We start from the raw sequence: 14,526 nt of genomic DNA, 5'->3' as shown, positions 1-14,526 counted from the left end.
GAGCCGACTTCATCTTTCTGAATGGTAGTTCATCTTTGGTGGAGAATTTGCGGACGTCGATCGCAATGCGAACAACGCGCGTCGTTCGACGCGTGGCGGGGATCTCCGCGATCCTCCGGACGAGGAGGCCTGATATCATGGCTCCAATGTGGCAGCGCGGGCTGCGCGCTTCCGGCGCTGTGTTCCTGGGGGGCTTGCTCTGGGCTGCCTGCAGCGGTGACCCCTATGTCGATGTGGAACAGGAGCCTCTGTGCGATTCAACCGCAGACTGCCAGCCCAAGCTGAACGGAACGCAGTGCATCGATGGGCGCTGCCGGTGTCCGGATCCGGGGGAGGCGCGCTGCTGCGAGCCCGGCGCCAGGGAGGAAGAGGGCGATTCCTGCAAGCGGGAGTGTCGGCCCATCAGCGAGTGTAACGCCATGCTGTGCAAGACAGCCGAGGATTGCCCGAAGCCTGCTGACCCCCGCTGCGGCGAGGCCGTGTGCGAAGCGGAGGTCTGCAGGCTGGCCCTGCGAGAGCGATTCCCGAACCAGCGGGCTGGCGATTGCGTGACCCTGCGCTGCGACGAGGCTGGTCGGGTGGTCGCCGTGGCCGACGACGGCGACGTCTTCAACGACGGCAACGAGTGCACGATCGACGCATGCGTGCAAGGGGTCAGCGTGCACCGCCCGAGGGCAGCGGGGGACGCCGAAGAGGGCTCCGGGTACTGCGATGGCGAAGGGCATCTGGTCGGATGCCTTCGCGACGAGGATTGTGGGAGCCCATCGTACGCCTGCTCGCCATCGGGCACGTGCGTCCTCGAGTGGTGCGACAACGGCATCTTTGATGATGCCTCGGGCGAGACGGCGCGGGACTGCGGCGGCCGGTGCCAGCCGTGCAGGGCAGGACAGCCGTGCACGGCCGACAGCGACTGCATCGAGGGCGCGTGCGGCTCGGGCATGCTGTGCGAGGAGACGAGCTGCCGTGATGGCATCCTGAACGGCGCCGAGACGGACGTCGATTGCGGCGCGCCGTCGTGTCCCGCGTGCGCTGCCAGCCGCCGCTGCGACGCTCACGAGTCCTGCCAGAGCGGTGTGTGCGCCGACGGCAGGTGCCGGCGCCCGACGTGCGAGGATGGACTGATGAACGGCAACGAACAAGGCATCGACTGCGGCGAGAGCTGCCCCACTGCCTGCCCGCTGTTCATCTCAGGCGAAGAGACATGAAGAAAGGCAACATGACCACGAGCAGGCACCTTCTTGCTGCCGGCGTGATGTTCTCCGTGGCCCCGATGTGGATCGCGTGCTCGGAGGGGGCCCCTGCGCCTCCGCCGGAGCGCCCCGAGTGCGTGGCCGAGTACGATTGCGACCACCCGCCGGACCCCGCCTGTGGCACGGTGAAGTGCGTCGATGGCAAGTGCCAGCGAGAGGTGGGGGAGTACCGCGGCCAGTACCCGGGCGACTGCATGACGATCGCGTGCGACAGGAACGGGCAGAAGGTCGTCTTGCCGGCGCCGGACGACGTGCCGGACGACGGCAACCCTTGCACGGATGACTTCTGCGACGGCGCGCATCAGCTGAACGAATGGACCCGGCGAGGTCCGGCCCCGGACGGCTCGGGGCTGTGCGACGGCCAGCAAAACTTGGTCGAGTGCCTGTCGGACGCAGACTGCGGGGATCCGACCATGTACTGCTCCCCGCGCAGCAAGTGCATCCCGCTCGTCTGCGACAATGGCGAGCTCGACGTAGACACCGGCGAGTCCTATGTGGACTGCGGTGGCCGCTGCGATCCGTGTCGCCCGACGTACCCGTGTGCCACGGGGGAGGATTGCAATACCGGCGTGTGTGGCTTCGATGACCGGTGCAGCTTTGCCACGTGCAGCGATGGCATCCAGAACGAGCATGAGGTCGACATCGACTGCGGATCCAACTGCCGTACCTGCGCCGCAGGAGACAAGTGCATCGACGGCCCGGATTGCCTGACGAAGGTGTGCTTCAAGGGCAGGTGCCAGCCGCCGACGTGTGATGACGATCGCCAGAATGGCCTGGAAATAGGTGTAGATTGCGGTGGTGACTGCCCTCCTTGCCCGGAGGGGCTCCCCTGAGCGGAAGGGGCATCGTCGCTGTCTCTTTCAAAAAGCACGGGAGCGGGCGGAGATCATGAGCAATATCGCGAGGCCGGTCGTGATCGCGGCGCTGGGCCTTTCGGGAGTGGCGTGCGCGCCGGACGAGTACCGGCCGCTCGCGGAGAACGACGCCGTTCGCATCGACGTCTACGGGTTCGAGCCGCCCCTCGTCCGCGATGGCGTCACGTACCGGGGCGTGGTGGAGGGCTACGTCTGGAAGACGGACAATCCCAATGCGTTCGGTGTCCGGAAGCACGACGACGGCGAATATCTCCCCGACAGGTTCGTCGTGAACAACGGCATCGAGGAGACCACGCTCCGTTGCGTCCTCTACGAGGACAGCTATCCGGAGGACGACCTCATCGCGACCTCCTGTAGCGGTCAGTTCGTCCAGGCCGAGCCCGGTCGTGCGATCCGCGCCACCTTCAACGAGTTCGACGGCTGGGAGGTCGTGATGCCCGAGCTCTCGAAGCTCACGTCTCCCGAGCAGGACAGCGAGTTCAGCCTCAGCGCCGGCGAGGATCTGGCGCTCTCGTGGGAGCCGCTGGGCACGGACGACCGGATGGGATGGTCTCTCGGACCCGCCAGCTTCGACGACCCAGGGCCGTGTGTGAATGACGTGGCGTGGTACCGTTCGGACGGGGCCATGGACGACACCGGGGCGTTCGTCGTTCCCAGGGATTCGTATCCCACGGGACTTCCCCCCGACGGGTGTCAGGCTCTCCTTCGGTTCGACCGCGGCCGCCGCGGGACCATCGATCCCGGCGTCCAGAGAGGCTCGATCTTCGCGCGCCAGTCTTATGAGGTACGGATCACGCTGAAACCGTAGGTTCTTTCACAGAGAAGGCGCACAGAGTGCCCTCGCGCGGCGCAGCCGTCTCTTGCAATGACATAGGAGCGTGGAGGAGTTCATGAGAGGCATTGCGTGGCTGGCTTTGATCGCCTTCCTGGGTCTCTCCGGGGCAGCGTGTGGCCCGGACGAGTACCGGCCCCTGGCGGAGGACGAGGCGGTCGTCGTCCGGGTCTACGGATACAACGTGCCGATCGTCCGTGATGGAGTCGAGTACCTCGGCGAAGCGGAGGCCTTCGTCCGGAAGGTGGACGTCAGCAGCGCGTTCGGCGTCCGAGACCCTGGCGACGGGGAGTACCTCCCTGACAGGTTCGTCGTGAGCAACGGCGCGGAGGAGGCGGAGCTGGCCTGCATCTGGTGGCATGACAGCAATCCGGACGACGATCTCATCGCCGCCAAGTGCCGCGGTTATCTCAAGCACGCCGAGCCGGGCAGCGCGATCCGCGCGCGGTTCAACGATCTCCACGGCTGGGAGATCGTGATGCCCGAGCTCTCGGAGCTCACGTCTCCCGAGCCGGAGAGCGTGTTCAGCCTCGGCTCCGGCGAGGCTCTCGTGCTCTCGTGGGAGCCGCTGGGCAAGGACGACATGATGAGGTGGTCCATCGGGCCTGTCAGCTTCGATGAGCCGGGTCCCTGTCTGGACGACGTATCCTGGGACGACTCGTCGGGGGAGGTGGATGACACCGGCTCGTTCATCGTTCCCGAAGGCTCGTACCCCACGGGGCTTCCCGCCGAGGGCTGTCAGGCCTTCGTGCGCTTGAGCCGCGGTCGGGACGGGACCATCGATCCTGCCGACCCGGCGGGCGTGATGTTCGGCATGCAGACTTACAAGATGCGGATGACGCTGACGCCGTAGCTCCGTCCGGCAGGCGCGCGCAGGTCGGGCCCGACAGAACGTCGCTGGCCTTTCGCTGGCGCAGCGCAGGGAAAAGCTCCTTACAATCCAGCAGCCTGCTCGACGGAGAGCGCCGGCGCTCGCCTCCTGCTGCCGCCGATGTCATCATGGCGCTCATGCCCGCCGCGCCGGCGATCCAGCGAGAAGACCTTGTTGGCGGGGGCCGAGCGATCTTTTGCTGCCGGCAACCCTCACCGGTGCAGCCGGTCATGCGGGCGTCCATGACCCACGCCTTCGCCGCGCTGGCGTTCTACACGAGCGGCTCTTCTCGGATCGAGCAGCGCGGTCGATGGAAGATCGAAGCTGGAGACGTCCTCCTCGTGCCTGCCGGACAACCGCACCGCTCGATCGAGAAGGCCGCCCCGGAGTGGATCGGCGTTGGCTTCTGTGTCCCCTGCTTGGCCGCCGAGGAGGCGGGCAGCTTGCTCGAGCCGTTCGAGCGCGTGCGCGCCGGCGCATCCCCCGTCGTTCGGGTGCCCGCGGATCGTCACGCGCACATCGACATGCTCCTCCGCGAGCTGACGCGCGCGACGGGATCGTGGGATGGCAGCGCTCCTGACGTCGTCCAGCGGAGCCTCCTTGTGCTCATCCTCAACGAGGTTCAGCAGGCCGCGCGCTCGCAACACCCTGCCTCAGCATCGCCGGGAGTCGTCGTCGATGCCCTTCGCTTCATCGAGCGAAACTGCCTCCGGCCGCTCTCGCTGAAGGACGTCGCGCGATCGGTGGGGCGGAGCCCGGCGTACGTGACGACGGCGCTCTCTCGGGCGACGGGCCGGAGCGCTGTCGAGTGGATCGTCGCCGGGAGAATGGCGGAGGCTCGCCGCATCCTCCTCCACTCCGACGAGAGGGTCGAGATCGTCGCCGAGCGCGTCGGCTACGCGGACGCGACGCACTTCATCCGCATGTTCCGTAGAGAGCACGGGGCGACGCCGGCGGCCTGGCGCGCCGAAGCGCAGAGCAAGGGACGCTCGCTCACCCAGGAGACGGTGTCCGGCCGCACACGCTGAAGACGAGGTCGCCGACGAAGGTGGTATTGGCCTTCGTCCGTTCGGCGGCGAGACGTTCTTCCAGGGTGTCCACGTCGACCTCGGCCTCCGACGCCACGCCTTGCTGCACGATCCGCGGGAGCATCGCGCGAACGATCAACGCGAGCTGATGCTGGATCTTCGCCGTCTGCACGATGGCCTCGGCCCTCACGAGCTGCACGGTCAGGCCCGCTTCTTCAAAGACGCTCGGCATCTGGAATCCCATGTGGAGGCTCGCGCCCTCACGCTCGACGGTACGCCAGATCCACTGGTGCACCTGGCGGTGCAGATCCATGGGCATCAGGCTGCCCTGGCCCATCGTCGGGTCGTTCTCCTGGAGCAGGATCAGGCCGCCTGCGCGCACGGCACCGGCCATGGCACGGACCGCAGCGACAGGATCCGGCTGGTACATGAGCACCCTCCTGCCGACGGCGGCATCGAAGCGCTCGGCGGTGGGGGAGAGCGCGCCGAGGTCCCGCTCTTCGAAGGTGACTCGGCGGAGTCCCAGCTCGGCGGCTCGCCGGCGAGCGACCGCGATGGGCGCGGGATCGCGGTCTACCCCGAGCACACAACCTTCTTCGCCGACGATGCGGGCGACCATGAAGCTCACGTCGCCTCGGCCGCACCCCACGTCGAGGACGCGCATGCCGGGAGCGATGCCGGCATCGCGCAGAAATCGTTCGGTCATGTCGTTGACCAGGTCTTTCATCGTCGTCTCCGCCAGTTCGTGTCAGCTCGCCCGTCGTTGCTGGTTTCACGCCGGGCTCGTGGGTCAGCATCCCTGCTGTCTGCAGGACTGTACGGACCGTCTGTCCTGCGCGGCAGTGCGTGGCTTTGTGCTGGATCGGCGGGGTTTGTGATCGGTCACCCCGCTCGGCCCCGCGCACAGCGGCTCAAGTTGCGCTACTCCTCCACCTAGATGGTGCTCCAACCGATTCGCGTGGCCGCGCTCGCCCTGGTGGCGGGGCTTGTCTTCCTCGGATCTCCGGCGTGCAAGAAGGGCGGGGAGGCCTCGCCCGAGCAAGGGCGCAAGCCCGCGAAGCAGGGGCTCAGCTTCCCGGTCGAGGTCGTGCCCGTCGCGGCGGAGCGGGTCGAGTACGCCGTGCCGGCCGTCGGAGCGGTCGAGGCGTTCGAGCAGGTGCAGCTCACCGCGCGCGTCGCCGGCGTCGTCGAGGCGGTGCGGTTCATGGAGGGCGCCGAGGTCAAGGCAGGGCAGGTGCTCGTCGAGATCGACCCGGCCCGGTACAACCTCGCCGTCCGCGCGGCGCGCGCGACGCTCGATCGGATGACCGCCACCCAGGCCGAGGCCGCCGCGGGGCTCGAGCGGCGCGAGGCGGAGGGCGCCGACGGCGTCTTCAGCAAGGAAGACGTCGCGTCCTGGCGCTCGAGGGCGGCGACGACCGCCGCGCAGGTCGCCGAGGCGAAGGTCGCCGTCGACCAGGCGCTCCTGAACCTGCGCGACGCCTACGTGCGCGCCCCCATCCAGGGGAAGATCCAGACGCGCACCGTGCAGACCGGCCAGCACGTGCCTGTCGGCACCGTGCTCGCGACGCTCCTGCGCCGCGACCCGCTCCTGCTCCGCTTCCAGATCCCCGCCGCCGACGCCCCGCGGGTCAGGCCCGACATGGAGGCGCGCTTCACCGTGAAGGGCGACGCGCGGACGTACAGCGCCAGGCTGACGCACGTCGCCGACGCGGCGGATCCGGCGACGCGCATGGTCGCCGTGACCGGCGAGGTGCAGGGCGAGGGCAAGGAGCTGCTCCGCCCGGGGACCTTCGCCGAGGTGACCGTGCCCGTGGGCGCGAGCGGCGACGCTCCCGTGATCCCACTCACGTCCGTGCGACCGAGCGAGCGGGGGTTCCTCGCGTACGTGGTCGACGGCACCACCGCGCGCGAGCGCGTGCTCTCGCTGGGGCTGCGCACGCCCGACGGGCGCGTCGAGGTCAAGTCGGGCCTCTCCGTGGGAGAGCTCCTCGTGACGCGCGGCGCGGAGGCGTTGCGCGAGGGGGCGCAGGTCCGCATCGCGGCGCCCGGCAGCGTGCCGGGAGGCCAGGCCGCGGGGCACCGCCCCGAGGGAGGCGCAGACGCCAGCGCGTCCGCGGCCGGCGCGTCGCCGCCCGCCTCGTCCGGCGCGTCACCCCCCGCCGCCTCGTCCGGCGCGTCGCCGCCCGCCTCGTCCGGCGCGTCGCCGCTGACCGCTCCCGCCAGCTCGTCACGGAGCGTGCCGTGAGCCTCACCGAAGCCTGCCTCAGGAAGCCGGTCTTCGCCTGGATGCTGATGGCCGCGACCATCGTCTTCGGCCTCGTCGCCGTGTCGCGCATCGGCATCAGCCAGTTCCCCGACGTCGACTTCCCCACCATCACCATCTCCGCCACGCTGGAGGGCGCCGCCCCCGAGATCATGGAGCACGACGTGGTCGAGCCGCTCGAGGAGGCGGCCGTCCAGGTCGAGGGGATCCGATCGATCACGTCGACGTCGCGCCAGGGGAGCGCCTCGGTCACCATCGAGCTCGACCTGTCGCGCGACGTCGACGTCGCGCTCCAGGACGTTCAGACGAAGATCTCCCAGGCGCAGCGGCGGCTGCCGCTCGACCTCGACCCGCCCGTCGTCTCCAAGACGAACCCGGAGGACCAGCCGATCATGTGGGTCGGGCTCTCCGGCCCCTTCTCTCCCCAGCTCGTCGCCGACATCGCGCGTTACCGGCTGAAGGAGAAGCTCCAGACGGTGCCCGGCGTCGGCGAGCTCACGCTCGGCGGCTACCTCGAGCGCAACGTCCGCATCTGGATCGACGCCGATCGACTCGCGGCGAACGGGCTCACCGTCGCCGACGTCACCGAGGCCCTGCGCCGCCAGCACATCGAGCTCCCCGCCGGCCGCATCGAGACCGAAGGGCGGGAGCTCAACGTGCGGGTGATGGGGGAGGCGCTCGATCTCGCGACCTTCAAGCGGATCGTCCTCCGCCAGGGCAACGCCGGCGCGGCCGCCCAGCCGGGCGCTGCCGCCCAGGCGGCGGGGCCGCCGTCGTCGGCGCGCGCCACGGTGTACCTGGAGGACGTCGCGCTCGTCGAGGACGGCTTCGAGGACGTCCGCCGGCTGGCCCGGGTGAACGGGGAGCCGGCCCAGGGCCTCGGCGTGAGGAAGCAGCGCGGCTCGAACGCGGTCGAGGTCGCCCGGGGGGTCCGGGCCGCGCTTGCCGAGGTCCAGAAGTCCCTGCCCGAGGGGATGGAGGTCGGCGTGAACTTCGACTCGACGAAGTTCATCGAGGAGTCGGTCCACGAGATCGAGCTCGAGCTCGGCATGGCCATCGCGCTCACGGCCCTCGTCTGCTGGATGTTCCTCGGCTCGCTCTCGAGCACGCTCAACGTCGTCCTGGCCATCCCGATGTCGCTGCTCGGCACGGTCGCCGCGATCTACTTCCTCGGCTTCACGCTGAACACCTTCACGCTGCTCGGGCTCTCGCTCGCCGTCGGCATCGTCGTCGACGACGCGATCATGGTGCTCGAGAACATCCACCGGCACGCCGAAGGGGGGAAGGACCGCGTCCGCGCCGCCCGTGAGGGCACGGCCGAGATCACCTTCGCGGCGCTCGCCGCGACGCTCGCCGTCGTCGCGATCTTCCTCCCGATCATCTTCATGGAGGGGGTGGTCGGCCGGTTCTTCCTCCAGTTCGGCGTGACCCTCTGCATCGCCGTGCTCCTCTCGTACCTGGAGGCGATCACCCTCGCGCCCGCCCGCTGCGCGCAGATCCTCGACGTCTCCCGCGAGAACAGGGGCCGCCTCGGGCGGCTCGTCGATCGCGGCTTCGAGGCGCTCTCCCGCGGCTATGGCTGGCTGCTCGCCCGGGCGCTCCGGTTCCCGGTCGCGGTCGTCCTGCTCGGCGCGATCCTCTTCGCCGGCGCGATCGTCGCCATGCAGCGCCTCCCGACGGAGTTCGTCCCGTCGCAGGACCAGGGGCGGCTCCTTGTCCGCCTGCAGACGGCGGTCGGCTCGGACATCGAGGAGACCGACCGGCTCTTCCGCCGCGCCGAGGCGGCCGTGGGCGCGAACCCGGCGGTGGAACGGGTCTTCGCCGTCGTCGGCGGCTTCGGCGGCGGGGGCGGCGTGAACACGGGCGTGCTGTTCGTCACGATGAAGCCGCCGGACGAGCGGGCGCTCTCGCAGGCCGATCTCCAGGGCGCGCTCCGCAAGGAGCTGAACGGCTACCCCGGCCTGCGCGCCGTGGTCCAGGACCTCTCGCAGTCGGGCTTCACGGCCCAGCGCGGGTTCCCTGTCGAGTTCTCGATCCGCGGCCCCGACTGGGACGAGCTCACGAAGCACAGCGAGCGCATCCGGGCCGAGCTCGCGCAGAGCGGCGTCGTCGTGGATCTCGACTCCGACTACCAGCTCGGCATGCCCGAGCTCCGCATCGTGCCCGACCGGGCGCGTGCCGCGGATCTCGGCGTGAGCGTCGAGGCCATCGCGACGACGCTGAACACGCTGATCGGCGGCGGGCGCGTCGCCAAGTACAACGACAACGGGCGCCGCATCGACGTCCGCGCGCGCCTGCTCGCGGAGCAGCGGAGCCGGCCCGAGGATCTCGCGCGCATCCAGGTGAGGAGCGCGTCGGGCGCGCTGGTCCCGCTGACGTCGGTCGTCACCTACGAGGAGCGCCCCGCGCTCCAGGCGATCACGCGCCGCGACCGCGAGCGCGCGATCTCGGTCTTCGGCAACGTCGCGCCGGGGCGCTCGCAGGGCGAGGCGGTGGCCCGCGTCGAGGAGCTCGGCCGGGACCTGCCGGCTGGCTACCGCCTGGTGCTGGGCGGCGCGAGCGTGACGTTCCGCGAGTCGATGGGCGGGCTCCTCTTCGCGCTGGTGCTCGGGATCCTCGTCGCCTACATGGTGCTCGCGTCCCAGTTCAACTCGTTCCTGCACCCGGTCACGGTGCTGACGATCCTGCCGCTGTCGATCGCGGGCGCTGCGTTCGCGCTGCTCCTGACAGGGCACACGCTCAACATCTTCAGCATGATCGGGATCCTGCTGCTCATGGGGATCGTGAAGAAGAACTCGATCATCCTCGTGGATCACGCGATCGAGGTGAGGCGCGAGGGCGGGCACGGCGAGGGGGCAGGGGAGGGGATGGACGCCCGCGCGGCGATGCTCCGCGCCGGCCCGGTGCGGCTGCGCCCCATCCTGATGACCTCGATCGCGACGCTGATGGCCGCTGTCCCGTCGGCGCTGGCGCTCGGCCCCGGCGCCGAGATCCGGGCTCCGATGGCCGCTGCGGTGATCGGCGGCCTCGTCGTCTCGACGGCGCTCAGCCTCCTCGTCGTGCCGGCGTTCTACGTGGTCGCGGACGACCTGCGGGCGCGCCTTGCGCGGCTCCGGCGGCCGGGCTCCACGGCCGCCACGGGCTCACTTGGGGCCGTGGATCGGTGACCAGTCGGGGGGCGGGTTGAAGGCGAGGTCGATGAGTGATCCGAACGCCTCGCTCGTCAGGACGGTGGCTCCCGCTTCCACGTCTCCGCCCGCGGCGAGCTCCGCCTTGGCGATCGCCGCCGCCGAACCGACCTTGGAGGGCAGCCACAGGTTCCCCTGCTGATCGAACGCGATGCTCTCCGGGAGCGCCAGCACCCCCACTTCGAGCTGAACCTCGGGGGTGAGCTCCGCGGATGCTTCGAGATCGCGGGGCTCGAACTTCGCGATGGTGTTCGAGCCCCAGTAACCCACCCAGAGCGCGCCCTGCTCGTCGAACGCGAGCCCCGTCGGGTGGCCGAGCGGCCCGATCACCGGCTCAGGGGTGAGCGCCTTCAGCACCACGTCGGCGGGATCCCCGTCGTCCGCGGCGAGCCGCTCAGCCCCGTACATCAGCACCGCGTCCTGCTCGGCGCTCGCCACCCACAGGTTGCCCGATCCGTCGAACGCGAGCGCTTGAACGTTCTCGAGCTCGTCTCCGGTGATGGTCACGGACGGCTCCACCACGCCTAAGCCTTCGAGATCGGCCGCGTCGATCCTCAGCAAATGGTCGCGGATCCCGACCCAGAGGTTGCCGGCGGCGTCGAACGCCAGACCGCCCGCGGCGCAGGGGGTGACGCCCGCGCACGCCTCGGACACGTCGAGCACGCGGTCAGGGGCGGCCTCGCTGCTCTCGCCCAGCGTGTCGACGAGCCGCACGGTGATCTGGCCCGCGTTGGCCGAGACCCACAGGTTGCCGGCCCCGTCGAACGCGATCGCGCCCTGGTTGATGATCTCCGCGCTCCCCTGGAACGCGACGCTCGGCGTGACCTCGCCCGACTCGAGCAGCGCCTCGCCGTCGAGCGCGCCGACCAGCTGGTCGCCGTTCTGCGCGGTGAACCAGAGCTGGTGGCTCCCGGGCGTGAGCTCGTAGTTGAAGGTGACCTCGGTGGTCGCGCCGTCGGCGACGCAGGCGCTCTGCTCCGGGTCCTCGGGCCGATAGACGAAGCCGACGCGTTCGCCGTCCGGGTAGTCGGCCACGCTGCTTGCCCGCAGCGTGTACTCGCCCGCCGGCGTGTCGAGGGACGCGCTCGCGACCACGCGCTCGTCCGGCACTCCCGGCGAGGTCACGGCGACGTCTCCGGCGTCGTTCGGGCTCACGATCTCGACGTCGAGCGTGCCCTCGCCTCCGGCTTCGCAAGCCGCGCCACCACCTGCACCGCCGCCACCGCCATCACCCCCCGAACCCGCCTCCGACGGGTTGTCGTCGTTGCCCCCACAGCCCACGTAAACCAGCGCCGCGAGCAGAACCCAGGAAAGTCGTTTCATGGGTCACGAGTCTAGGAACCCCTGGCAAGCACGGCAAAGAGCGTGTGGCCCCCGAACGCTCGCGCGCCGGGGCGCTCGCAGGGCGAGGTGATGGCCCGCGTCGACGAACTCGGCCTGGACCCGCCGGCCGGCTACCGCCTGGTGCTTGGCAGCGCGAGCGTGGCGCTCCGCGAGTCGATGGGCGGCTTCCTCTTCAGACGCGGTGCGGCCGCAGAGCCGAGATGGTAGGCTCTGGACGTCGCCATGCGCGCGCATAAGCTGAACATCATCATCCCGGCCGGTCACGAGATCGCCATCCGCCTCCCCGACGATTTCCCGCCCGGCCCCGCGGAAGTCATCGTGCTCGCGACACGAGCGCCGAGCGAGCCTCCCGGCGTCATCACGAGGATCCTGGAACCTCATCCCGTGCTGGGAAAGATCGTCTTCCACGAGGATCCGTCGCTCCCGCTCGATCCCGAAGATTGGCCCGAGAGCTGACGATCGTGCGTGTACTTCTCGATACCTGCGCGTTGCTCTGGTTGGTTGGCGCTCCTGCGCGACTGTCGACGAGCGCTCGTACCGTCCTCGCGGACGCTGGGACCGAGCTCTTCGTGTCGGCGATTTCGGCGTTCGAGATCGCGGTCAAGCAAAGGAAGGGGAAGCTCGCGCTCCCGCTGCCTGCGCGCGACTGGCTTCGCGATGCACTTCAGGCATATGCGATCCGCGAGCTGCCGGTCACGTCGGAGATCGCGGCGTTGGCGCCCGAAGTTGCGGTATCGCATGCGGATCCGTGCGACCGGATCATCATCGCCACCGCGCAGGTGCACAATATCCCAGTGATGACTTCGGACCATCTGATCGCAGAGTGCGCGGAGATTAACGTCCTCTGGTGATCGACCGAGGGGCCTCTTCACCAAATGAGGCGCAAAGGCACGTCGCGCTCGTCGTACACCGTCGTCCGGCCGAGACGAGCCCTCGACATCCTCCTTCAATCGGCGCCTAGCGTGCGCCACGTCCGGCGAGAGACACATGACCCCTCCCCAGAACCCCCTCCTCCACGACCGCGACGTCGAGTTCCTCCTCTACGAGGTGCTCGACGCGCCGCGCCTCTGCGAGCTCCCCTATTTCGCCGATCACGCGCGCGACACGTTCGATCTCTACCTCCAGAGCTGCCGGCGCTTCGCGCGGGAGGTCCTGTTCCCGACCTACAGGCCGGTCGACGAGGCGCCGCCGCGCTTCGAGGGAGGCGCCATCACGGTGCACCCCGCCATCCAGCGGGTCTTCCGGCCGATGGTCGAGCTCGGGGTGCTCACCGCGACGCGGCCGGCCGCGGTGGGGGGCCAGCAGCTTCCGCTCGTCGTCGCCACGCTCGCGGGGGCCTATCTGCAGGCGGCGAACCTGAGCGCGTGCGGCTACCTCAGCCTGACGGCCGGCGCGGCGCACCTCATCGAGACGTTCGGCGACGACGCCCTGCGGTCCGCCTTCATGACCCGGATGTACGCCGGCGAGTGGACCGGGACGATGGCGCTCACCGAGCCCCAGGCCGGCTCGAGCCTCGCCGACGTGCAGGCGAGCGCGGTGAAGACCGACGCGGGCCACTACCTCGTCCGCGGGTCGAAGATGTTCATCTCGGGCGGCGACCACGACCTCACCGAGAACATCGTCCACCTCACGCTCGCGCGCATCGAGGGCGCGCCTCGGGGCATCAAGGGCGTGAGCCTGTTCGCCGTGCCCAAGCGGCGGATCGAGGGCGGGCAGCTCGTCCCGAACGACGTCGAGGTCGCCGGCATGATCCACAAGCTCGGCTGGCGCGGGCTCCCCAGCCTGTCGCTCAGCTTCGGCGAGAAGGGGGACTGCCACGGCTACCTCGTGGGCAGCCCCCACCAGGGCGTCGCCTGCATGTTCCAGATGATGAACGAGGCCCGCATCCTGGTCGGCGCGAACGCCGTGGCGACCGCCTCCGCGGCCTACCACGAGGCGCTCGGCTACGCGCTCGTCCGGCCGCAGGGCCGGCCGCTCGGCGCGAGGGACGCGGGGGCGCCGCAGGTGCCGATCATCGAGCACGCCGACGTGCGCCGGATGCTGCTCCGGCAGAAGGCCATCGTCGAGGGCGGCCTCGCGCTCGTGTCCACGACCGCGCTGTACGCCGATTTCGCGGCGCACGCCGCGGACGCGGCGGAGCGGGAGCGCGCCCAGCGGCTCCTCGACCTGCTCACCCCCATCGCCAAGACCTTCCCCGCCGAGAAGGGCTTCGAGTCGAACGCCCTCGCGCTCCAGGTCCACGGCGGCTACGGCTATTCGAGCGAGTACCTCCCGGAGGCCTGGCTCCGGGATCAGAAGCTCAACGCGATCCACGAGGGCACGACCGGGATCCAGGGCCTGGACCTGCTTGGCCGCAAGGTCGTGGCCGGGAACGGCGCCGCGCTCATCGCGCTCGGCGGCGAGATCCAGCAGACGATCGTCCGGGCGCAGCGGGCCGGCGTCGAGCCCGCGTGGGGCGAGCGCTTCGGCGCGGCGCTCTCGCTGCTCGGCGAGGTGACGGTGCAGCTCGCCGAGGTGGGGATACGCGGCGACACCGAACGGATGCTGCGGCACAGCGCCGATTACATGGAGCTCGTCTCCGTGGTCGTGGTGGCCTGGCAATGGCTCGCGATGGCCGCGGCCGCCCGCGAAGGGCTCGCCAGGGGCGCCGCTCCGGCCGACTTCTACGAGGGCAAGCTCTGCGCGGCGCAGTACTGGCTCTCGACGGAGCTGCCCCGCGTCGAGGCGCTCGCCGCGCTCTGCCGCTCCGGCGAGGACTCGTACGCCAGGATGCAACCCGGGTGGTTCTGAGGCGGGCGCGCGGCCCCCGGCCTCCTCGGTCCCCAGGGTGGTTCCGAAGCGGCAGCGGTCCCCCGGCTCCCTCGCCGCTCCG

At 70.0% G+C, this 14,526-nt stretch carries 12 protein-coding genes; 10 read left to right on the top strand and 2 right to left on the bottom strand.

The window, feature by feature from the left end; translation table 11 throughout:
- The first annotated feature begins 419 nt into the window (after positions 1–419).
- The 5 genes from WMF11_RS29955 to WMF11_RS29935 all read left to right on the top strand — a co-directional run bounded on the left by WMF11_RS29955 (position 420) and on the right by WMF11_RS29935 (position 4,856).
- Positions 420–1,205, top strand: coding sequence for a hypothetical protein (locus WMF11_RS29955; RefSeq protein WP_437902660.1), 786 nt, complete (start codon positions 420–422; stop codon positions 1,203–1,205).
- 11 nt (positions 1,206–1,216) lie between these two features.
- A complete protein-coding gene (locus WMF11_RS29950) occupies positions 1,217–2,083 on the top strand; it encodes a hypothetical protein (protein WP_437902659.1) in 867 nt (288 codons plus the stop codon).
- Between the two features lie 55 nt (positions 2,084–2,138).
- Entirely contained in the window at positions 2,139–2,933 is a 795-nt protein-coding gene (locus tag WMF11_RS29945) for a hypothetical protein (RefSeq protein WP_437973127.1), read from the top strand.
- An 82-nt stretch (positions 2,934–3,015) separates the two neighbouring features.
- Positions 3,016–3,810, top strand: coding sequence for a hypothetical protein (locus WMF11_RS29940; protein WP_437973126.1), 795 nt, complete (start codon positions 3,016–3,018; stop codon positions 3,808–3,810).
- 260 nt (positions 3,811–4,070) lie between these two features.
- Positions 4,071–4,856, top strand: coding sequence for a helix-turn-helix domain-containing protein (locus WMF11_RS29935; protein WP_437902656.1), 786 nt, complete (start codon positions 4,071–4,073; stop codon positions 4,854–4,856).
- Here WMF11_RS29935 and WMF11_RS29930 read toward each other — a convergent pair.
- A complete protein-coding gene (locus tag WMF11_RS29930; RefSeq protein WP_437979357.1) occupies positions 4,822–5,562 on the bottom strand; it encodes a methyltransferase domain-containing protein in 741 nt (246 codons plus the stop codon). The two genes, WMF11_RS29935 and WMF11_RS29930, sit on opposite strands and share 35 nt — an antisense overlap.
- Before the next feature lie 231 nt (positions 5,563–5,793).
- Between WMF11_RS29930 and WMF11_RS29925 the strand changes: the two genes are divergently transcribed.
- On the top strand, positions 5,794–7,104 hold the full coding sequence (locus tag WMF11_RS29925) for an efflux RND transporter periplasmic adaptor subunit (RefSeq protein WP_437902654.1): 1,311 nt from the start codon (positions 5,794–5,796) through the stop codon (positions 7,102–7,104).
- Positions 7,101–10,289 (top strand): efflux RND transporter permease subunit, encoded by a 3,189-nt coding sequence (locus WMF11_RS29920; RefSeq protein WP_437973125.1) that lies wholly within the window; start codon positions 7,101–7,103, stop codon positions 10,287–10,289. The genes WMF11_RS29925 and WMF11_RS29920 overlap by 4 nt, the downstream gene beginning before the upstream one ends.
- Here WMF11_RS29920 and WMF11_RS29915 read toward each other — a convergent pair.
- Entirely contained in the window at positions 10,266–11,633 is a 1,368-nt protein-coding gene (locus WMF11_RS29915; protein WP_437973124.1) for a Vgb family protein, read from the bottom strand. The genes WMF11_RS29920 and WMF11_RS29915 overlap by 24 nt on opposite strands.
- A gap of 243 nt (positions 11,634–11,876) precedes the next feature.
- On the opposite strand from WMF11_RS29915, the gene WMF11_RS29910 reads away from it, so the two are divergent.
- The 3 genes from WMF11_RS29910 (at position 11,877) to WMF11_RS29900 (ending at position 14,444) form a co-directional block, all read left to right on the top strand.
- Positions 11,877–12,110, top strand: coding sequence for a hypothetical protein (locus WMF11_RS29910; RefSeq protein WP_272094219.1), 234 nt, complete (start codon positions 11,877–11,879; stop codon positions 12,108–12,110).
- Between the two features lie 5 nt (positions 12,111–12,115).
- Entirely contained in the window at positions 12,116–12,505 is a 390-nt protein-coding gene (locus tag WMF11_RS29905; RefSeq protein ID WP_437973123.1) for a type II toxin-antitoxin system VapC family toxin, read from the top strand.
- Between the two features lie 136 nt (positions 12,506–12,641).
- Positions 12,642–14,444: an acyl-CoA dehydrogenase gene (locus WMF11_RS29900; RefSeq protein WP_437973122.1), complete on the top strand. Its 1,803-nt coding sequence runs from the start codon at positions 12,642–12,644 to the stop codon at positions 14,442–14,444.
- Positions 14,445–14,526 lie beyond the last annotated feature (82 nt).

Source organism: Sorangium sp. So ce295 (assembly GCF_051527405.1).
GTDB lineage: Bacteria > Myxococcota_A > Polyangia > Polyangiales > Polyangiaceae > Sorangium > Sorangium cellulosum_B.
The sequence above is the reverse complement of the archived record's forward strand: the minus strand, read 5'-3'. Positions and strand labels throughout refer to the sequence as shown.

Excerpts from the sequence above, each read along its gene's own strand:
- WMF11_RS29900 (WP_437973122.1), top strand. The coding sequence starts at position 12,642 with ATGACCCCTCCCCAGAACCCCCTCCTCCACGACCGCGACGTCGAGTTC.
- WMF11_RS29950 (WP_437902659.1), top strand. The coding sequence starts at position 1,217 with ATGACCACGAGCAGGCACCTTCTTGCTGCCGGCGTGATGTTCTCCGTG.
- WMF11_RS29935 (WP_437902656.1), top strand. The coding sequence starts at position 4,071 with ATGACCCACGCCTTCGCCGCGCTGGCGTTCTACACGAGCGGCTCTTCT.
- WMF11_RS29915 (WP_437973124.1), bottom strand. The coding sequence starts at position 11,633 with ATGAAACGACTTTCCTGGGTTCTGCTCGCGGCGCTGGTTTACGTGGGC.
- WMF11_RS29955 (WP_437902660.1), top strand. The coding sequence starts at position 420 with ATGCTGTGCAAGACAGCCGAGGATTGCCCGAAGCCTGCTGACCCCCGC.
- WMF11_RS29925 (WP_437902654.1), top strand. The coding sequence starts at position 5,794 with ATGGTGCTCCAACCGATTCGCGTGGCCGCGCTCGCCCTGGTGGCGGGG.
- WMF11_RS29940 (WP_437973126.1), top strand. The coding sequence starts at position 3,016 with ATGAGAGGCATTGCGTGGCTGGCTTTGATCGCCTTCCTGGGTCTCTCC.
- WMF11_RS29910 (WP_272094219.1), top strand. The coding sequence starts at position 11,877 with ATGCGCGCGCATAAGCTGAACATCATCATCCCGGCCGGTCACGAGATC.
- WMF11_RS29930 (WP_437979357.1), bottom strand. The coding sequence starts at position 5,562 with ATGACCGAACGATTTCTGCGCGATGCCGGCATCGCTCCCGGCATGCGC.
- WMF11_RS29945 (WP_437973127.1), top strand. The coding sequence starts at position 2,139 with ATGAGCAATATCGCGAGGCCGGTCGTGATCGCGGCGCTGGGCCTTTCG.